This is a genomic window from Cytobacillus gottheilii, assembly GCF_001636345.1.
GTDB lineage: Bacteria > Bacillota > Bacilli > Bacillales > Cytobacillaceae > Cytobacillus > Cytobacillus gottheilii.
Map to the genome: position 1 here is coordinate 3,575,083 of NZ_KV440945.1, position 19,518 is coordinate 3,594,600.

Sequence of the window (19,518 nt, forward strand, 5' to 3'; positions counted from 1 at the left end):
ATTTGAGAGGAAGATGTTAGATGGAACAGCAGCAATCACTTTTCCGTAATCGCCCTTTTATATTTCTATTTATTGGCGCTTTTTTGGCGATCATCGGTTTTAGCATGTTTTTTATGACAACGACTTGGTTTGTCATTTCGGATTTAGGTTCTGCCAGCTCGTTGGGCATTATACTTATTGCCACTACTGTGCCACGCATTTTAATGATGGCATTTGGCGGAGTTCTCGCAGATAAATTCAAGAAGACAACGATTATGTTTAGTACGAGCTCCATTCAAGGGGTTCTGCTCGTTATCTTATTCCTACTGAACCATGCTGGTCAATTAACCTTTATGTATCTAGTCATTCTTGGATTCCTGTTTGGAACATTGGATGCTTTTTCTGGACCAGCTGGAACATCATTAATTCCAAAGCTAGTGCATCAAAGCCAGATCAAACAGGCAAATGCCATTATTCAGGGTCTGGGTCAGGCCGGGTTTATAGTTGGGCCAATTATATCTGGAAGTATCATGGAGTTCGGCGGCGTAACAATTGGGTATTCAGTGTCCGCTATTGTTGTTCTTTTGTCAGCCTTCTTTATGTTTCCTCCTTTCTTAAAAGAAGGTCCAGTAGACAATACAATTAAACAAACGCCGCTTAAAGATATGATCGAGGGATTTTCCTATGTGAAAGAGAATAAATTTTTGATTACGGGAATTCTGGTCTTAATTACTTTAAACTTCTTTGCCTTCGGGGCGATATCGATTGCCATTCCTATTTTAGTAGAAACGTATGGAGGGTCACCGATTAATCTTAGTTACATTGAGACCGCTTTAGCGATAGGGATGCTTGTAAGTACTGTCATCATTGGAATCGTAAAAATACGACATAGAGGATTAACATCAATGATTGGATTAGTTGCCACATTAATCACAGCTATCGCATTTAGCCAGATTCCTAATTTATATGTTTTGACTGCATTAGCGTTCTTAATTGGCTTCACTATGACTTTTGTTTCGATCCCATTTTTCACCTCAGCACAGGAGGATACAGATCCCCGGATCATGGGAAGAGTTATGAGCATAGTCTTTCTGGCAATGAATGGCTTCGATCCGCTTGCATATGCAAGTGTAACCTTGCTTGTGTCCAAAGGTATTGATATTCAGCACGTTATTTTGTCCTTTTCTACTGTTGGGCTGCTGATCGCTCTGGTCATTTTATGGAAAGGGAAAACATTTAGACAATATAAGTCTGCTTATTAATCTAGTAACTTACAGAAGTATGGCAAGAAAGACCACTTTTGATTTGGAAGTGGTCTTTTCTGTTTAGTCACTATTTGTATGGCCTTTTGTTTAAATAGGTTAAATCTAGTTAATTCCCTACAGGATGTTATTAATGACAAACATCCCTAAAAGCCAGCCCACAATCCCGCTTAAACCCCCAAAAATAATGAGAGCCGAACCTCCCTGGTAATCTCGCTTTAATACAACTCCGAGAGCTATAGGGATAAATAAAAACACAGGCGGCATTAAATTTAACATTAATAATGCCACTGTTAACCACCCAATTGTCAGGAGTATTCCTTTGCCGCTTTTTTGTTTCTCTTCCATTATGATGATCCCCCTAAAATTCAACACGATTTGTCTATTTGTTGTTTATAATTATTCTTTGAATTAATCCTAATAAATTTTTCAAAGGCACTAATTATTGTGTCTTTTGTTAGCTTCAATGGCAATGAACTCAGGCAAATAACTTGGTGTACATCCTTTTGCTACTTTTTCATCTTTATATAGACCCGTTTTCTCACCAAGTGTAATGCAGCGTGCACGTTGCTTTTCATCATAAACGCCTATCCAGCCTGCAGTGAAATTCATTGCCCATTGAACTTCCCGTTCTTCCTGGGCAATATTCGCTTCTAATGCAGATAGCAAGTATTCGGTATTATCAGGCGGTGTTTGTCCAGTCCATCTCAAACGTGCTTGATAGTACCAGAAAGTTCGCCTTTGGAGCGCAGAAGAGCTATTCTCCCATGACTCCATTAAAGCAATTGTCTTCTTGTCTTTGCTGAGCTGATTAGCCATTAACCAATCCATTAAGTTGTTTCGCTCATCAAAAGTGTGGGTCTGCATATCCTGACCAAGCTTATTTAGCACGTCTTGTGAAAGATTTTTTTTGTCCATTATTAAAATAGCTAATAGCCTCGGCAAATACGCTTCGGTTGACCAAAGTTCCATAGCTAGTTCATGATCTTTTTTAATGTCCTTTGCGATTTTACGTAAATCGCCTAGCTTCGTTTTACTATTGATTCGAGTTAGAATGTTTTCTGCTTTTGAAGAGGATTTTACTTCTGTACCTTTATTTTCAATCATTTTATGTCACTCCTTGCTTATGTTTTTTATAAAATTTAATTCTAGTTTATAAATGATTCATTCAGTTAACTTCCATTCTGGTCATAAGAATCCCTTCTTTTACCTATTCATTTGATCTTTAGAATGGTACAGAAGCTTAATTGTTTACAGAAAAGAAGCCGACCAACGCTTGTTGACCAGCTCTCACTTTAAATCTGTTGATGTTATAGCAAGCTTTCATATACAAGAATAGCATCCATTATATGGTATGGAGGAGTTTTATTTGAACCGTGCGCTCCAGCTGTTATTAAAATATACTCAACATTATTGATAATTGCGTAACTAGCAAGACATAAGCCTGCTTGACTTGTGTAACCAGTTTTGCCTCCATAAACCTGTATAGATGAATCAATCGTTTGATCGGACATCATTTGAAACATCGTACTATGCATGGTAATTCCTTCGGTTCTTAAATTAGTACTTGCAGTAGAGTGACGCTCACTTGTAAAGATCTCTTTAAAAGTAGGATTCTGTAATGCCTCTTTTAGTAAAATAGCTATGTCTTCTGCTGTAGAGTAATGCTTTGCCTGATCGTTACCTGTTACATTTGAAAAAGACGTATGATTCATATTTAAAGTTTTTGCTTTATCATTCATTAGTTTAACAAAGTTATCTTCAGAACCCGCTAAGTGTTGAGCTAATGCAAGAGCAGCATCGGCACCTGAAGGCAGCATGACTCCATAAAGCAAATCAATTGCACGAACAGATTCATTTGGTAAAAAACCAGCTACAGAAAGATTTTCTTCATACAGTTTTGAAAACATTTCCGAAGAAACTGTCACAGGTTCATGAATTTCATCAAGCTGCTCAATTGCAACAAGTGTTGTCATGATCTTAGTTAAAGAAGCAATGGAAATTTCTTTTTGAGGCTGTTTTTGATAAAGGACTTTATTTTGATCTAACCTAAGTAAGTAGACATTTTTACTAGCTATATTTTCTTCTAATTCTCTCTCATTTAATAAACCATTATTTTTATCTGAAACTTTTTCTACTCCAATTAATTTTTTATCAATGTGTTCGTTCAAATGAATTGATTCTAATCGAAAAGTAGGATTTATAAGTAAAAATAACACAATTATCCCTGTGATGCTTACAATGATCTTTTTTGTCATAGTATTTATTTACTCTCCTTTCTAGTACTAGTAAACCACTATAACAAAGGACTTTTATTAATAATTACTGTATAAAATCTTACTTTTTTCTTACATTTTTAAAAAGACTCTGTGACAAGTAAGCGTAATAGTATATTTAATCATCGTGTATGATCTTTTTGTAATAAAATAACAATTACTAAATCTAGCATATACGCCTTTCTACGACTTTGAGGAATAAGTGCACTTAAACGATTCTGTCCTGCTAGTCATACGCTATTTAGTAACCTAGGAATCTTCAATTATTGCAATCCTGTTTATAATATTCTTTATATAAGTTCCTTAACACTTCCATGATTATTTCATCTGCATGTTGTTCATATAAACGATTTGGTAATTCCTTAGCAGCCAATACATATAAGAATGGTTTATTTGAAAATTCCCCGATAATCCCAATATCGACAACCACGGTATCCAATCCACCGGTGATATGGTTTAAATGATAATGTGGGATGCCTTCTATTTCTCCGCGCTGTCTAACTAATCCGTTAATAATAGGATTCCATATCTCAGGTTTGGTATCATAGCCTTCAAAAATCAACTTTAAAACTTCAAGCAATTGATTCAGTTCACCATTATTTTTAATATCCCTTGGATTCTGAGTAACATTTATTTTTGAGAAATGGCAGCTAATACCTTGACTTACATTTTTCCACCCACCACAGAACTCAACAATGTGATTCGCAATATAACTATCATGGCACGCAATCATTACCTCAACTGCATCTTCTAGTGATAAACTATATCTTTTTTGAAAATGAGGGTACAATTCCTTACTATCTTCTTTTGGATTAAAACTTATCTCCTTAATTTCGTCAGTCCATTTATATACATTTTCTTCAACCAGACGTGCAACCCAGTAACCAAGCACTACTTTTGCAGTTGAAGCAAGCGGTACGGACAAGTCTTGTTGAAATGAACATTCAATTTTTCTTTTTAAGCTTGAATAAATAAGGATTCATTCTTCTGATTTAATTTCTTTTAGTTTCTCTATTAAATGGTCCAATCATATTCCTACTTTAAATCTTTAGTCATATTTATAAGCATTAGCTTATAGTCTTCCAATTAAATTACAAATAAGACTTCAACAAAAATAAGCATTAACTTTTATCTAATTCCTTCATGCTTATTGAACTACCCTTTACCGTTACTTGAATAAGAACATTGTGGTAAAAGAACAAAACCTAAAATTTTTAGTATAGCAAATTTTTAAAACAGCTACTTTTTACTATTGCTGAGGAAACACAAATCATTGCATAGCTTACGGTGTGTGAAAAGTTCTCCAGAGGATTTATTTGAGAAGGAAAAGCCTATTATTCTTCTTTAACTGTCGTGTATTTTACAGAAAAAAAGCCACCTTAATTGGTAGCTGATCTTGAACTAACGCACCCGTTAGTTTAAGTGTATTGGTTCACAATCCTATTCTGTCACAAACAGTTATTTAAGGATATTGCACCTTTTATGACCTAAAAAAGACCCTAGGAACGCCTAAGGTCTACTATTGATTATTTGTTCTTCATATAATTTTGGTAATTCTTATTACCACCAGAAAGATTATAGATATCATTAAAGCCTAAGTTACGCATCACATTTTGAGCAGCATTCCCAGTCACTCCACCATTACAGTAAGTTACTGTTGGTAAATCAGGATTAAGTCCTGTGCATTTTTCACGCAATTCGCCTAATGGTATATTAATTGCAGTTTCCACTTTTGAAAAATCATATTGCTTTGGAGAACGGGTATCAATTACTTGAATCGCTTCTCCCTTTTCAATTTTCTCCGATAGTTCCTTCGGTGTAATTAGCTTATTTTTCTTTTCAATAGCATTATGCAAGGCCATTCCCGTGTACATCACTGGATCTTTCGTTGTACTGAATGGGGGAGCATAGGCAAGATCAAGATGGAAGAGGTCCTCTGCTTTGGCCTTAAAGGTTATTGCTGTTACGAATACATCAATTCGTTTATCTACGCCATCTTCTCCTATTATTTGTACACCTAATACTCTGCCAGTGTCCCTATCAGCAATGGCTTTTATGACTAATTCTTTTCCTCCGAGGTACTCTGCTCTGGATGGTTTAATATTATGAAGTATTTCAATATCATAACCTTCTTCTAATGCCTCCACTTCATTCATACCAGTTTGACCGACAGCCAAATCAAATACTCTTAAAATACCAGTACCTAAAATACCCCGATGTTCTAAAGAACCTCCTGTAATTACGTCTCCAGCTATTCTTCCCATTTTGTTTGCTGTACTCCCTAATGGGCGATAAATAGGTTTGCCTGTAATAACTGAGTAACTTTCAGCCACATCGCCGACAGCATATACATTAGGAATATTAGTTTGCATCTTACTGTTAACGGCAATAGCCCCGGAAGTGCCAATAGTTACACCAATCTCCTTAGCTAGTTGTGCATTTGGACGAACACCGGTTGCTAATAAGACAATATCCGTAGCAATCGTTTCACCTGATTTAGTTAATACTTCTTTCTTACTTATCTCAGTTACTTCATCATTTAAGATCAGATTTACTTTCTTTTTCACCAAATGTTCTTCCACGCGGCAAGCCATATCCTTATCGAGGTGTGCCATTACCTGATTACTACGTTGTACAATTGTAACTTCTAATCCCCTTTGAGTAAGTTGCTCTGCCATTTCAAGACCAATATATCCAGCCCCAATTATCGTTGCCTTCTTTGGCTGATTTATTTTTATAAATTGGTCAATGGCTGCTGTATGTTGTATCGTACGTACTTGGAAAACATGTTCTTTATCTACTCCAGAAACATCAGGAGTTAATGGTGATGCTCCAGTTGCAAATACTAATACATCATAACTATCTTCTTTTACTTCGTCCGTATCTAAATTTTTCACTTTCACTTTTTTCTGTTCTGCATCAATAGTAGTTACTTCATGACGAGTAAAGATATCTACGTTGTATCGCTTTTTAAACCATGAGGCACTTCTAGGAGTTAATGTATCCAGATTCTCAATCTCACCCCCTAGAAAATAAGGAATACCGCATGCAGAATATGAAATATCATAATCTGCATTATAAAGTGTGATTTCTGCTTCTTCATCGTTCCTGCGTGCTTTAGCTGCTACGGATGTACCTGCTGCAACAGATCCTATAATAATTACTTTCATGAATTTATCCTCCATAAGGTTAGTATTTATATTATGGTGTTTGTAATTAAAATTTTTACTTCATATTTTATGAAATAATAGAAAGCCATAAGTATAGTCCAATTAATGTAATTAAAAGAGTTGGAATTGTTAGGATGATACCTGTTTTAAAATAAGTACCCCATGAAATTTTCACTCCCTTTTGTGATAAAACATGAAGCCATAATAAAGTAGCTAGTGAACCAATTGGTGTAATTTTAGGACCCAAATCGGAACCGATAATGTTAGCGTAAATTAATCCTTCTTTAATTACCCCAGTAGCATTTGTATCAGCAATTGCTAAAGCATCTATCAGTACTGTTGGCATATTATTCATAATGGATGAAATGATGGCAGCAATGAATCCCATACCTAGGGTAGCAACGAATAGACCTTGGTCTGCAGCTGCTTGAATAATATTGGATAGTAAATCTGTTAATCCTACATTGCGAAGTCCATAAATGACTACATACATTCCGATCGAAAAGAAGACGATTGCCCATGGGGCACCTTTTACTACCTGCTTAATGGAGACGGCAGGACTTCTTCTTGCAAACAAAAGAAAGACGATTGCAATTACACCCGCAACAAATGACACTGGGATGGAAAGAAACTCACTCGCAAAATATCCAATGAGCAGTATAGCTAAAATACCCCAAGATATACGAAACATTTTTTGATCTTTAATAGCATCAACCGGAGTTTTTAGATGGCTTAAATCATATGACTTTGGAATACGTTTGCGGAAATATAGATACAGGACAAGAATACTTGCTAATAATGAGAAGATATTAGGGACAATCATTCTAGTAGCATATTCTACAAAACCAATATCAAAGAAATCAGCAGAAACAATATTAACTAGGTTACTTACCACCAAAGGCAAAGAAGTTGTATCTGCAATAAATCCACTTGCTATAATAAACGGAAAGACCATTTTTTCCTCAAATTTTAATGCTCTGACCATTGCCAGAACGATTGGAGTCAGTATAAGTGCAGCACCATCATTCGCAAATAGTGCTGCAACGATTGAGCCTAATATAGAGACGTAAATAAACATTTTTAAACCATTACCACCTGCAACTCTAGCCATATGTAAAGCTGCCCATTCAAAAAAGCCAATTTCATCTAAGATTAGTGAAATGATTATTATTGCTACAAATGCCAATGTGGCATTCCAAACTATGCCTGTCACGTCGATCACATCATTGAAATCAACTACTCCTACGAGAAGAGCTAAAATCGCTCCTCCACATGCTGACCAACCAATTGAAAGATTTTTTGGTTGCCAGATAACTAATGTCAGTGTTAATAAAAAAATAATCGTTGCTAAAAATGTTTGTATCAAAGCTGTTAACCCCCATTAATTACATATAATTCTAAATCCATTTTTCTCTAGCCAAGTAAATTTATCTCGTTCACTCGGTACATGATTTAAAACATCTTTTATCAGTAAGTAATATTCGCTTTCAGTATTTAAGGAATAGACTACCCATTGTCCTTTTCTTTGCTCTTTTACAATACCAATATCCTTTAACTTGCGGAGATGCTGGCTAATTGCAGGTTGTGACATTTGAAAAATCTCCACAAATTCACATACACAACATTCCTGTTCCGATAACATGTTAACCATAGATAATCTGGTTTTATCTCCTAAAAGTTTTAGCACATTTGCAGTCTCTTTTAAGTCTTGAGTATTTTCTTCTTTCATACGGTTCCACCTACCTTTTAAAAAATAAAATATATATAATTATATGCTTATATCTTAATGAAAGAAAAGGATTAATGTCAATCTCCAATACATTAATCCTTTTCCACAATTTCTATATACAATATTTTTAATTTGCCTTCTTAAGAACAACAACTATCTTTATCACAACTATTTTTATTTATTACACTATTAGCATGTACTAAATTAACACTGCAGACTCCTGTTTCTGGTAAATCAAGTTCTATTTTTTCTGATGCTTCTATGTCCCCTGCAATATAAGCAGCTATTGAACGTACCTGTTCGTAACCCGTGGCCATTAAGAAAGTTGGTGCTCTTCCGTAGCTTTTTGAACCTACAATGTATAGGTTTTTTTCCGGTTGTCTCAATTCCTTTTCACCGTGTGGTCGAACTGTTCCACAACTGTGTAAATTAGGATCGATTAAGGGAGAAATCGCCTCTACACTTTCCGTAGCAAAATCTATACTTGTGCGTAATTCACTTAAAAAAGAATAGTTAGGTCTATTTCCGGCATTAACGATAACTTCATTAATAGACTCTATTGTGATATTGGAATCTTTGACTTCACCTACAATCTTTAAGGTTGCGTTAGCTCCACCTAATATACGTTCTACTTGAAAGGAAGTGTACACTTGAACCTGACCACTATCTACCAATTCATGAATTCTACTACCTAATAATCCCCTTGCCTCTAGCGCGTCCTTTTCTTCCCCCCCATATGCCTGCTCAACATGTTCTTTACGTATAATCCAAAGGATTTCTGTTTGAGGATAATTTTCTTTTAATGCTCCTAATTCCAATAAAGCATTAATAGCTGAGTGTCCACTCCCTATTACGGCCGTTTTATTATTTATATAACGCTTCCTATTCTTTCCTAATATGTCGGGTAATCCATAGAAGATCTGATCCTTTAGTTCTTTCTCTGATTGTAACCAAACTCCATTAGAGTTAGATGGATTGGGATTTCCCCATGTTCCGGTAGCGTCTATAACAGCTCTTGCTTCAATGAATTTAGGACTGCCTTTGTGCACCGTATAAATAACAAATGGAACGTTCTCTCTGTTTGCTGTTTTCATTTTATCGATGTTTTTTCTGGCTATAGAAATGACCTTTGTATCCAGTGAAATTACGTCTTTTAATTCTGGAGTTTTAGCTAAGGGAACTAAATAATTTTCCACAAGCTCTTTACCAGTAGGTATATCTTCAAATTTTGGTTGATTCCAATCGTATTTCTCTAATAAAGATAATGCAGCTTTATCAATATTATATTTCCATGGAGAGAATAGTCTTATATGTGACCAAGTTAGAATATTGGATCCAACTTCGGAACCGGCTTCTAATATAATAACTTTTTGATTGTATTTAATTAAATGAGCTGCTGCAGCTAAACCTACAGGACCAGCACCGATTATAGCTACAGGTAAATCTAAATCAGGTTTTTTCTCCTCGAAATCATTAGATGATTGACAGCAATTAGACAAAATTTTAAATTCAGACATATTTATTAATCTCCTTTTTATAAGTAATATTCTTCATTAAACAACAACTTTTCCATAATCATAACGTCCACAAATCTCTCATTTAATCTGCCTTGATTTTTAAGCAGACCAACCTCCCGATAACCTAACTTTTGGTAAAGAGCCAGCCCCAATGTATTAATTGGAAATGTAAAGAGTATTATTTTATAAAAGTTATGTATTCTTGCCTCGTCTTCTAGCACATTCAATAGTATTTGTCCTATCCCTTTTCCTCTAAATTCCCTATGTATATATATAGAAAGCTCACCTACCCCATCATAGACATGCCTTGTGTTATAAGGGTTTATAGAAGCCCATCCAATAATTTCCCCATCTGAATCTACAGCAACAAATACAGCATACCTTCCCTGGTGAACAGCAAACCAATTCTTCATATAGTCTGTGTCTTTTAAACCTTCCTCAAATGTTGCCAATCTGTCTTCTATTCCTTGGTTATAAATTTCAAGTATTTCGTTTAAATCTTCTATAGAGGCTCTCCTAATAAGCATTATTACCCTCCTTTTTTTATTTGACTTCAACATTAATTGACTTTATCAAATATAATATTTAATGAAAGCCACCTATCTGGTGGCGCAACTACCTAATCCATCATTTTTATTCATTGCATCAAGCAATAAACTTAGACTTTCTAATACTTGTGAATGCTTATCTTCTTGAATATGAGCTAAGATGTTACCTAAGTAATCTAACATTTGGTTCGATATTTCTTCAGCTTTTGCCTCACCTAACTCTGTCAAAGATAAAAGTACATATCTTCGATCATTCGGATCTGGGACCCTTAATATATACTGAAGTTCCACAAGTTTATTAACCTGTCTGCTCAAAAGGCCAGTATCCATAATTAATTTTTCAGCTAAAGTATGAAGAGAAATATTTGGATATTTTCCTAATTCATAAACGATATGGCTTTGTGTTACTGTTATTCCACAACAATCAGAGCCATCTTTTTGGAGAAGTCCAAAGTCACGAACTAGTTGTTGCAGTAATTCTCTAATTTGTATTTTATCTTGTGTTCTCATATATCATCGCCTCTTATTTAGATGATATCGTCATTAATTGATAATGTCAATTACTTTCCTTTCCACTAATCTTCCCCCTTAGCGACATAAGAAAAAGGCTTCCCTTTAACTTAAGGAAAGCACCCTATAGTTTAGGTGTAGCTATTGACAATCAGTCTTTTTATAATCTGTATAATATGCTGTAATAAATTGCGCTAAATATTCAGCATCTTTACTAACTCCACATATTAGAGCTGAACCACGTTGATGCTGCCAAGGTAGTCCAATAAAATAAAGTCCTTTAACATCTGCTATGCCTCTGTTATGTACAGGTTTACCATTATGGGTAACATGTTCAATTTGAATCCATTCATAAGATGGAACAAATCCTGTTGCCCAAATTATGCTATCAAATTTCTGAAGGGTCTGGTCTTCAAATACAACACCTTTATCACCAACTTGAACAACTCTCGGCTTTACAGTAATCTTTTGGTTTTTAATTAACGTTTGAAGCTCTTTTCCAAATATAGGATCTTTCTGTTTTCTAAACCATTTCCCCTTTATTGTATCTGCTCCTGCATATAATAGCCCCGTTTTTTCTAGCAAGCTAAAAATACTGATCCCCAATATTGATAAAGGTAGAAATTTAAACTGGTGACTAACTGCAATAGTAACATTCTTGCTTTTTGACAGTTCTACAGCAATTTGTGCTCCAGAATTCCCTCCGCCAACAACCAATATTTCATTTCCAGATGCATCTGCCGGTGAACGATACTCAGAAGAATGCAGCTGAATCGCCTCAGTATGTGTTTTTGTGACATCGGGAATAAACCCTTGTTGGAATGCACCTGATGCTACAATCACTTGCTGAGTTTTCATTCTTCCTTTATTCGTTTCTATGAAAAAGGATCCGTCTTCTTCCTTTTTCAACTTATCAACAGTCGTATTAAGCATCATCGGAATGTTATAGTGCTGTACATAGTCCTCTAAATAATCAGCCATTTCATCTTTTGTTGGGAAGTCTTTTTTTGATAAACCCTTCATTTGCAGTCCTGGCAAAACACTATATTGATGAGGAGTAAATAAAACGAGGGACTCATAGCGATTTCTCCATGATTCACCCACCCTATGATGTTTATCTATGATGATAAAAGGAATATTTACTTTTTTTAAGTAATATCCGATCGTTATACCTGCTTGTCCTCCTCCAATGATTCCAACAGAATACTCCATCAGCTTCCTCCCTATACTGAATAATCAAGAATTTTAAAAAACAAGAAAATTAATTCATCCTCTTTTTACCAATTCCATTTAGAGCCCGTTAAAAATTCAATTAACGTCATTTTCTCAGGTGCCAGTATATCCTCAGTGCAAGTTGACCTAGAATTGTAGTTTGTTACCTTTACATCTTTTAAAGTCGTTTCTTCAAGATAGTTCGTTGCTTCTGACTCCTCAAAACATGGAGGTGCCATATATGTACTAGTATTATGATCAATGATCATCCTTGTATCACCTGGCGGATTAAAAGTAAAAGGGACGTAATAAAGAGTAACAATTAATAGTACTAAAACTATACTGATGACCCGAATCGTTTTCATAATTAATTCCTTTCATGGATAGATTACTTATAAGAATTTGATAATGACTTAATATCTGAAACAATCTGATCAAATGGGACATTTTGGACTCCACTATAATTTTTTACTACAGTTCCTTCTTTATTTACTAAATAAAAGCTTGTACCATGATTGACTTGATCGGATTGATTATCTTTTACTACAACAGTTTTAAATGAATCCATTGCAAATGTCTCTATGACATCCTGTGTATAGCCCGTTAGTAAATCCCAGTTTTCCAAATTGACATCATATTTCTCAATATACTCTTTTAAAATTTCAGGAGAATCGACTTTTGGATCAACACTAAATGAAACAAATTTTATGTCATCAAGTCCTTCATCAGTGAGTTTTTGTTGTATTTGTGAGAGATTATATGTCATTGGCGGACAAACCGTTTCACAGTTTGTAAAAATAAAGTCGGCCAGCCAGATGTCACCTTTATAATCATTCAAAGAAACCTTTTCATTATTTTGGTTTGTATATTCAAAACTCTGTACTTTCCAGTCTGTCTCTGCCTCAAATGAAGTTGAACAGGCGGACAAAATAAGAATTGATAAAATAAATAACATTCTTTTCACAATAAAACCTCCGGCTGCACTCTAATATATTTTTGTTAGAAAGTTGTTCAGTTGAATTAAATATTTCTGAACAACTTTCTAGGTAACTACTTAACTCTTAATAACCGCAGCGCATTTAAGATGACGATGATCGCCGCGCCAGTATCACTTAGAACAGCTAACCAAAGTGTAAGCCAACCGGGGAAAATGAACGCAAGAGCAATAAATTTTATTATTAATGAGAACCAGATATTTTGTTTGATAATCGTTAGAGCTTTTCTGCTTAGCTTGATCGTATGAGGAAGCTTCTCAAGATTATCAGCCATTAATACTATATCGGCTGTTTCCATCGCTGTATCTGTCCCAGCTCCTCCCATTGCAATCCCTAAATCTGCAGTAGCTAGGGCAGGGGCATCGTTAATACCATCACCAACCATTGCTACCTTTTGTCCTTCGCTTTGTAATTTCTTAATCGCATCTACTTTATCTTCTGGTAAAAGATCAGCAAAGTAACGATTAACCCCAGCTTCGTTTGAAATCATTTTAGCTGTTCCTTCGTTATCTCCCGTTAACATCACGACTTCATTGACGCCAACCTGCTTTATGCCTTCTAATGCTTTGATGGTTGTTGTACGTATAGAATCAGCAACTGAAATAACACCAAGTAATTTATCTTCTGTACCGATAATAACAACCGTCTTACCTGTCTGCTGCATTTCTTCCACATATTCTTTTACTTCATTTATAGAGATATTGAGTTCATTGAATAACCGACTGTTACCAGCATAGTAAATTACACCATCAATAGTAGCCTGAACACCTTTTCCGACAATGTTTTTGAATAATTCACCCTGCTTAGGCTGGGTTCCGTTATCCTTTGCATATGAGACAATGGTTTGAGCGATAGGATGAGTTGAGTATTCTTCAAGTGTTACTGCAATGGATAGTAGCTCTTGTTCCGAAATTGTAGTTGTCTTAATCTCAGACACTTTCGGTTTACCTTCCGTTAAAGTCCCTGTTTTGTCAAAAGCTATAGCATGAATAGCTCCTGCCTTTTCTAAGAAAGTTCCCCCTTTAATGAGGACACCATTCTTCGCGGCATTTCCGATTGCAGATACTATTGCAACAGGTGTAGAGATAACAAGAGCACATGGGCAAGCCACAACTAATAGTTCAAGACCTTTATAGAACCAATCTCCCCAAGTCCCAAACCCAATTAGTGGAGGTACGACTATCACAACTAGGGCTAATACAAAAACAATCGGCGTATAAATACTTGCAAACTTATCAATAAATGCCTGTGTAGGTGCTTTTTGTTCCTGTGCTTCCTCTACTAAATGAATAATTTTCGCTATCGTGGTATCTTCAACTAGCTTCGTTACGCGTACTTCAATCGATCCATTTTGGTTAATGGTTCCCGCGAAGACTGTATCCCCAGCCTGTTTATCGACAGGTATAGATTCGCCTGTAATGGGCGATTGATTCACACTTGATTCTCCAGCAATAATTTCACCATCTAACGGAATTTTATCACCTGGTTTAACAACTAAGATTTCACCTATCGCTACATCCTCAACTGATTTTTTAATCAATTGTGTCCCATTCTTGATCCAAGCTTCTGATGGGGCTAAATTCATCAGACCCCGAATCGAATCTCTTGTTTTCTCAATCGACATATTTTGCAAAGTGGTGCCAAGTGCAAATAACCATACTACGGTTGCTCCTTCAAACCATTCGCCAATGAATGCTGCACCAATCGCAGCAGCCGACATTAGGACATTCATATCTAACGAACGACTTTTAATTGAATAATAAGCACTTTTTATTGGCTTATAGCCGCTGATTACCATAGCTAGGGCATATAGCAAGTTCGATGCTAAGGGAGATACTCCTGCAAAAGACCCTAAAAAACCTAATGCAAGAAGGATCCCAGATGAGATAATAATTCCTTTGCCTTCTGTGTTTCTTGAAACATCAGCTGGTTTATTCTTGGATGCCAATGAAGCCTTAAAACCAATTTTGGAAACCTCTGAGATAATATCATCAACGCTATTCTCATGTTCAGCCTTCATTTTTCCTGTAGAGAAATTTACACTTACATTTTTCACCTTAGGAATTATACTGAGGTGGTTTTCGATGGTTTTTGCACAACTACCGCAATCCATGCCTTCAATATGGTAAATGCGTTCATTTTTATTTTGGTTCATTGGTTCAATCTTATAGCCAAGCTTTTGTATTTCTGGCTCAATATGCTCTAAATTCGCATCTCCAATAACTTGCAGTTTGCTTGTATTATAGTTAACTTGTACTGTTTCTATATTCTTCATCTTATTTAGTGCCTTTTCAATTGTCACTGCACAAGATGGGCAATCCATGCCGAAGATCCGATATTCCGTTTTATCACCTTTAGTTGAGAGGGTGTTTAATTGATCGTTTCCCCTATTACTTGCTGTACTGCAACAAGCGTGACTTTGTTTTTGACTGCAGGATGAGTCAACCACTTTAAGTTCAACGTTAGAACTGCATTCCTGAGTATCTAATTTAATATTTGAAGCTGCTTTATCATCATTCGTCTTGCTGCAGCAGCTTGTTTCTGTGTCCTCATTTAATGGTTTTTGCTGGTTTACTCCACAACATTTTTCCCCCATGTTTTTTCATCTCCTTAGACAATGTGATTTTCACAGCAGGCCACATCGTTTTGAACATCATCAAGGACATGATTAAACATCTGTAATAGTTCCCTGACTTTTTGACTGCTCAAGCTGTAGTAAATAAATTTTCCCTCTTGTCTGCCATTTATTAATCCGCACCCCTTCAAACAAGCTATATGTTGAGATACACTTGATTGACTACAGCTAAGAGAAGTTAATATTTCGGATACCGTTTTTTCTTCATCCTTTATCGATTCAAGAATCTGAATTCTTATTTTATGAGCAAATCCTTGTAGGAATTTTACTTTTGTATCTATATCAATTTTTTCTTCTAACATAAAATACCCTCCTTATATTAGAAAATTCTAATATGATGTGTGATATTATATTAGCAATTTCTAATATGTGTGTCAAATTGGAGTATAAAAATTAAAAGTAGAAAATTATAAACCTTGCTACATGTATTGTAGCAAGGCTCTAAAGAGACAAAAATTTATGTCGATTTCTTAATAAATAAAACTGCCCCGTTTATGGAATAAAACAAGCCGCCTAGAGTTTGGCAGCTGAGTTTGAACTTAACACTTGTTAATTGAAAACATTATTGTAATTCATAAAGAAAATCAGACAGATTTTCTTCGGAAATTACTTTTAAACCATTTCTTTTAAGCAAAGCCGTAGTGACACCTATTCCAGTAACTTTAATTCCTTTAAACTCACCATTATAAATAAGTGAACTACCGCAAGATGGGCTGTATTCCTTAAGTATAATAGTTGTTGCGCTTAACTCTTGAGCTTTCTTTAATGTTAAGTATGCACCGTTTATATATAATTCAGTAACATCTTTACCTGACTTTTCAATAACTATTGCCTTCCCATCTAATACATCTTCCCCATCTCCTCCGACGATTTCAGCAGGCTCTCTTGGAGTTGAAAAACCTCCAAGTAGTTCTGGACAAACAGTTATAGCTTTATTTTCTGATAAAAGGTTAAGTATTCTATCGTCTAAACTATCTGTTCCGTTATACCTTACTTTAAACCCTGCTAAACAAGAGCTAACTAATATCAATTTTTACACCTCGAATATAAAAGAATAATGTTAATTTTAGCACTTTTTCAACATATTAACTATTTTTTCCTATGGAGCTAACCTGCCCGTTTCTACCATAAGCAAAGTTTCATTTATTACAGGAATGCTGCCCCTTTAGTGAAATAGTAGAAGCTGCCTCAGTGGCAGCCAGGGCTTCATATAGATCCTTTAAGCTAAATAAAAAAGTACTTTAATTCATACTTGAATTTTAGTTTTTGATTTAGGCGTTCCAATATTTATCCATCAAAGATATTGACCAATTCGGCTGAATCACTTCACCTTTTGGCAAAAATTCTTTCATTACTGGTTTGATGTCTATTATAGGAGTCCCATCTATTGCATCTAACCCTTTTACAATTAATTGTTTATTATTACTATCTAAGAGTTCAACAATAGTAACTCCTAACTTATTAGGTCTATTTTTACCCCTTTGTGCAAAAATACCTACTTTAGGATACTCTTTGTTATTTCTTGGATGTCTTGCTTCAAGTTGAATTTTATCATCTGCAACCTTATCAAAGTAAAAGATGATTTCCAAATGAGAGAATTCATTAATACCTTCCAAAGAAGATTCACTCATATTGTCTGCTAACTCAATAGTTGATATAACTGACCCCCAATTGTCATCCTCAATAACTATACGATTATTATTCACTTGAGCTATTGGAACAATAGCAATTTGCAAAGTTACCCCTCCCATTCCTACTAAAGTGGATTTCACTTAAAACCCCCTTTTTCCAACATACACAATGTGGAATTTAAATAGAATAAGGGATTATTTATAAATATCCATAAGCTTAACTTATTGAACTAACCTCCCTCAATAAACAAACACTTTTCTCTTAAATACGCAGTTTTTCACCGTATTGCTATCTAACTTATTTTACTTTACAGATTTGATTAGAGAGAAAAGTACACAATCAAGCTGTTTACGAAGAAAATGAGCGCAAGAAACTAGCCAACCTTCGGTTAATTTCTAAAAGTTGGATAAATAGGTATGTACGCACCAATGGATATCCACATTTCTTATGGGGGTCTACCCTCCCAAGTCTCACAGAGTCTACGCTCCTACATTCCTTCGTTCAACCTTTCCATAAGGTGGATGTCAGTCATGCTGCCCCACAGGATCTAAGTCCTTACGTTAGTTGCGTTGCCAACTAATCCCATGCTGATTTTGTCTGTTCATCTTTTCAAATCTATTGGTTAAATCGTTAGTTTAATAGTGATTAAGCTGCTATTGGTTCTTGGATAAATGCATGCATATGGGGGATGTCCTTCAACATCTTCTCTTCTTGAAACACAAACTGTTTCTTACCAATAGAGAAGAGTATACGGATGATCTTATTACATAAAGCAATTAAAGACTGCATCTTTTTCAACGGATTTTCAGGTCTCGTTGTGTAGTAATGATGGAGGGCTTTAAAGGCTTTGTTCTTGGCTACTAGAATCATAGATGCCCGGAATAACAATGCTCGTAATTTCTTTCGACCACGTTTGGTTATCCTGGTTCTCCCTTTATGCTTACCTGATGTATTTTCTTTTAAGCTAAGTCCAGCCAGTTTAGTTATCTGGCGAGGATGATTGTATTCACTCAAATCGCCTACTTCAGCGAAGAAACCCGCCACTGTATCGCGGCCAATTCCTGTTATTTCTAACATTTGATCAACGCCTGGAATATCTTGAAGTAGTGTATCCAGAGTTTGGTCAAGTTCCTCAAACTTGTTTTGAATGAGTTCATACTTTTGGATTAACGTTCTTAACTCCATTTTAGCCATCATGGCACCCTGACGGATGCCAATCGAGCGATTGGCTGCTTCTTTTAAAGCACGAATCTTCTTAATCCCTATACTTCGTTTCACTGCTTGCCTAAGATATTCAAGCAATTCTTCTTCTGTATATCTCACCAGTTCTTCCGGTAATGCTTCAAGCTTTAATAAATGAAGAGCTGCCTTCCCTTCCCAACTTTTAAAGACGGTAAAGAACTCTGGAAAATATCGATCAATCCAGTTGTGTACCTGTCCTTGCACTATTTGTAAGTCTACATTTAATAGATCACGTAATTTCTTAGCCACACGCAGTTCTGCAAAAACTCCTTGTGGTATCGTTGGTTCGGAGTATCTACCATCTTTGACTAGTTGTGCAATGACTTTTGCGTCTTTCACATCATTCTTAGTTGGAGAATTATCGTCTAGCTCCTTACTGTGCTTGACGTGTAAGGGGTTGACCGTGACGAACTTAATCTGTTCTTCCTTTAAAATATGAGCTAAATTGAGCCAATAATGGCCTGTTGGCTCCATTCCAGTAATGACAGACTCCATTTCGTATGAATCTTTTATTTGATTAATCCAATTAATAAATGTCCTGACTCCCTCTTGAGTATTATCAAAAAAGCAAGTAGAACCTAATTCTATTCCACGATAATCCTGTGCTCTAGCTACATGATGATGTTTGGCAATATCAATACCAATGATTAAGGTTTTTGGTGTAATTTGAGCTATTTTATGATTTTGGTTATAATTCATTTTGAGACCTCCGAGTAGATATTTTGTCCCTTTTAGCTAGCCGGCTTAGGACACATTTATCTTATCAAGAGGTCTTTTTTCTATCAAATCTCATTTTCACTTATTACAGGAA

At 35.5% G+C, this 19,518-nt stretch carries 19 protein-coding genes; 1 reads left to right on the forward strand and 18 read right to left on the reverse strand.

Annotation, left to right across the window (positions count from 1 at the left end):
- Positions 1 to 20 precede the first annotated feature (20 nt).
- On the forward strand, positions 21 to 1,241 hold the full coding sequence (locus A6754_RS17260) for an MFS transporter (RefSeq protein ID WP_066448659.1): 1,221 nt from the start codon (positions 21 to 23) through the stop codon (positions 1,239 to 1,241).
- Between the two features lie 117 nt (positions 1,242 to 1,358).
- Here A6754_RS17260 and A6754_RS17265 read toward each other — a convergent pair whose 3' ends face one another.
- The 18 genes from A6754_RS17265 to A6754_RS17350 all read right to left on the reverse strand — a co-directional run bounded on the left by A6754_RS17265 (position 1,359) and on the right by A6754_RS17350 (position 19,406).
- Entirely contained in the window at positions 1,359 to 1,589 is a 231-nt protein-coding gene (locus A6754_RS17265) for a hypothetical protein (protein ID WP_066448663.1), read from the reverse strand.
- Between the two features lie 90 nt (positions 1,590 to 1,679).
- Positions 1,680 to 2,348, reverse strand: a complete 669-nt coding sequence (locus A6754_RS17270) for a DNA alkylation repair protein (RefSeq protein WP_066448666.1) — start codon at positions 2,346 to 2,348, stop codon at positions 1,680 to 1,682.
- 203 nt (positions 2,349 to 2,551) lie between these two features.
- Positions 2,552 to 3,499, reverse strand: a complete 948-nt coding sequence (locus A6754_RS17275) for a D-alanyl-D-alanine carboxypeptidase family protein (protein WP_066448668.1) — start codon at positions 3,497 to 3,499, stop codon at positions 2,552 to 2,554.
- A 277-nt stretch (positions 3,500 to 3,776) separates the two neighbouring features.
- Positions 3,777 to 4,496: a serine hydrolase gene (locus A6754_RS17280; RefSeq protein ID WP_257299210.1), complete on the reverse strand. Its 720-nt coding sequence runs from the start codon at positions 4,494 to 4,496 to the stop codon at positions 3,777 to 3,779.
- 547 nt (positions 4,497 to 5,043) lie between these two features.
- Positions 5,044 to 6,687 carry an FAD-dependent oxidoreductase gene (locus A6754_RS17285; RefSeq protein WP_066448669.1) on the reverse strand — a complete coding sequence of 548 codons (1,644 nt, stop codon included), beginning with the start codon at positions 6,685 to 6,687 and terminating at the stop codon, positions 5,044 to 5,046.
- Positions 6,688 to 6,754: 67 nt separating this feature from the next.
- Positions 6,755 to 8,053: an arsenic transporter gene (locus tag A6754_RS17290; RefSeq protein WP_066448671.1), complete on the reverse strand. Its 1,299-nt coding sequence runs from the start codon at positions 8,051 to 8,053 to the stop codon at positions 6,755 to 6,757.
- A 15-nt stretch (positions 8,054 to 8,068) separates the two neighbouring features.
- On the reverse strand, positions 8,069 to 8,416 hold the full coding sequence (locus A6754_RS17295; protein ID WP_066448681.1) for an ArsR/SmtB family transcription factor: 348 nt from the start codon (positions 8,414 to 8,416) through the stop codon (positions 8,069 to 8,071).
- A gap of 140 nt (positions 8,417 to 8,556) precedes the next feature.
- Positions 8,557 to 9,933 (reverse strand): NAD(P)-binding domain-containing protein, encoded by a 1,377-nt coding sequence (locus A6754_RS17300; protein WP_066448684.1) that lies wholly within the window; start codon positions 9,931 to 9,933, stop codon positions 8,557 to 8,559.
- A 17-nt stretch (positions 9,934 to 9,950) separates the two neighbouring features.
- Positions 9,951 to 10,460 (reverse strand): arsinothricin resistance N-acetyltransferase ArsN1 family A, encoded by a 510-nt coding sequence (locus A6754_RS17305; protein ID WP_066448686.1) that lies wholly within the window; start codon positions 10,458 to 10,460, stop codon positions 9,951 to 9,953.
- A gap of 72 nt (positions 10,461 to 10,532) precedes the next feature.
- Positions 10,533 to 10,991, reverse strand: coding sequence for a MarR family winged helix-turn-helix transcriptional regulator (locus A6754_RS17310; RefSeq protein WP_066448688.1), 459 nt, complete (start codon positions 10,989 to 10,991; stop codon positions 10,533 to 10,535).
- Between the two features lie 141 nt (positions 10,992 to 11,132).
- Entirely contained in the window at positions 11,133 to 12,203 is a 1,071-nt protein-coding gene (locus tag A6754_RS17315; RefSeq protein ID WP_066448690.1) for a flavin-containing monooxygenase, read from the reverse strand.
- Positions 12,204 to 12,268: 65 nt separating this feature from the next.
- Positions 12,269 to 12,568 (reverse strand): hypothetical protein, encoded by a 300-nt coding sequence (locus A6754_RS17320; RefSeq protein WP_066448692.1) that lies wholly within the window; start codon positions 12,566 to 12,568, stop codon positions 12,269 to 12,271.
- Between the two features lie 23 nt (positions 12,569 to 12,591).
- On the reverse strand, positions 12,592 to 13,158 hold the full coding sequence (locus A6754_RS17325; protein WP_180320291.1) for an SCO family protein: 567 nt from the start codon (positions 13,156 to 13,158) through the stop codon (positions 12,592 to 12,594).
- A gap of 95 nt (positions 13,159 to 13,253) precedes the next feature.
- Entirely contained in the window at positions 13,254 to 15,794 is a 2,541-nt protein-coding gene (locus tag A6754_RS17330; RefSeq protein ID WP_082851727.1) for a heavy metal translocating P-type ATPase, read from the reverse strand.
- A gap of 14 nt (positions 15,795 to 15,808) precedes the next feature.
- Positions 15,809 to 16,135 carry an ArsR/SmtB family transcription factor gene (locus A6754_RS17335; protein WP_066448698.1) on the reverse strand — a complete coding sequence of 109 codons (327 nt, stop codon included), beginning with the start codon at positions 16,133 to 16,135 and terminating at the stop codon, positions 15,809 to 15,811.
- A 260-nt stretch (positions 16,136 to 16,395) separates the two neighbouring features.
- Positions 16,396 to 16,863, reverse strand: coding sequence for a 2-thiouracil desulfurase family protein (locus tag A6754_RS17340; protein ID WP_066448701.1), 468 nt, complete (start codon positions 16,861 to 16,863; stop codon positions 16,396 to 16,398).
- Positions 16,864 to 17,104: 241 nt separating this feature from the next.
- Positions 17,105 to 17,584: an SAM-dependent methyltransferase gene (locus tag A6754_RS17345; protein ID WP_180320292.1), complete on the reverse strand. Its 480-nt coding sequence runs from the start codon at positions 17,582 to 17,584 to the stop codon at positions 17,105 to 17,107.
- 526 nt (positions 17,585 to 18,110) lie between these two features.
- Positions 18,111 to 19,406 (reverse strand): IS110 family RNA-guided transposase, encoded by a 1,296-nt coding sequence (locus A6754_RS17350; protein ID WP_066448703.1) that lies wholly within the window; start codon positions 19,404 to 19,406, stop codon positions 18,111 to 18,113.
- Between the last annotated feature and the right edge of the window lie 112 nt (positions 19,407 to 19,518).

Excerpts from the sequence above, each read along its gene's own strand:
- A6754_RS17260 (WP_066448659.1), top strand. The coding sequence starts at position 21 with ATGGAACAGCAGCAATCACTTTTCCGTAATCGCCCTTTTATATTTCTA.
- A6754_RS17265 (WP_066448663.1), bottom strand. The coding sequence starts at position 1,589 with ATGGAAGAGAAACAAAAAAGCGGCAAAGGAATACTCCTGACAATTGGG.
- A6754_RS17270 (WP_066448666.1), bottom strand. The coding sequence starts at position 2,348 with ATGATTGAAAATAAAGGTACAGAAGTAAAATCCTCTTCAAAAGCAGAA.
- A6754_RS17275 (WP_066448668.1), bottom strand. The coding sequence starts at position 3,499 with ATGACAAAAAAGATCATTGTAAGCATCACAGGGATAATTGTGTTATTT.
- A6754_RS17285 (WP_066448669.1), bottom strand. The coding sequence starts at position 6,687 with ATGAAAGTAATTATTATAGGATCTGTTGCAGCAGGTACATCCGTAGCA.
- A6754_RS17295 (WP_066448681.1), bottom strand. The coding sequence starts at position 8,416 with ATGAAAGAAGAAAATACTCAAGACTTAAAAGAGACTGCAAATGTGCTA.
- A6754_RS17300 (WP_066448684.1), bottom strand. The coding sequence starts at position 9,933 with ATGTCTGAATTTAAAATTTTGTCTAATTGCTGTCAATCATCTAATGAT.
- A6754_RS17305 (WP_066448686.1), bottom strand. The coding sequence starts at position 10,460 with ATGCTTATTAGGAGAGCCTCTATAGAAGATTTAAACGAAATACTTGAA.
- A6754_RS17310 (WP_066448688.1), bottom strand. The coding sequence starts at position 10,991 with ATGAGAACACAAGATAAAATACAAATTAGAGAATTACTGCAACAACTA.
- A6754_RS17315 (WP_066448690.1), bottom strand. The coding sequence starts at position 12,203 with ATGGAGTATTCTGTTGGAATCATTGGAGGAGGACAAGCAGGTATAACG.
- A6754_RS17320 (WP_066448692.1), bottom strand. The coding sequence starts at position 12,568 with ATGAAAACGATTCGGGTCATCAGTATAGTTTTAGTACTATTAATTGTT.
- A6754_RS17325 (WP_180320291.1), bottom strand. The coding sequence starts at position 13,158 with ATGTTATTTATTTTATCAATTCTTATTTTGTCCGCCTGTTCAACTTCA.
- A6754_RS17330 (WP_082851727.1), bottom strand. The coding sequence starts at position 15,794 with ATGGGGGAAAAATGTTGTGGAGTAAACCAGCAAAAACCATTAAATGAG.
- A6754_RS17335 (WP_066448698.1), bottom strand. The coding sequence starts at position 16,135 with ATGTTAGAAGAAAAAATTGATATAGATACAAAAGTAAAATTCCTACAA.
- A6754_RS17345 (WP_180320292.1), bottom strand. The coding sequence starts at position 17,584 with ATGGGAGGGGTAACTTTGCAAATTGCTATTGTTCCAATAGCTCAAGTG.
- A6754_RS17350 (WP_066448703.1), bottom strand. The coding sequence starts at position 19,406 with ATGAATTATAACCAAAATCATAAAATAGCTCAAATTACACCAAAAACC.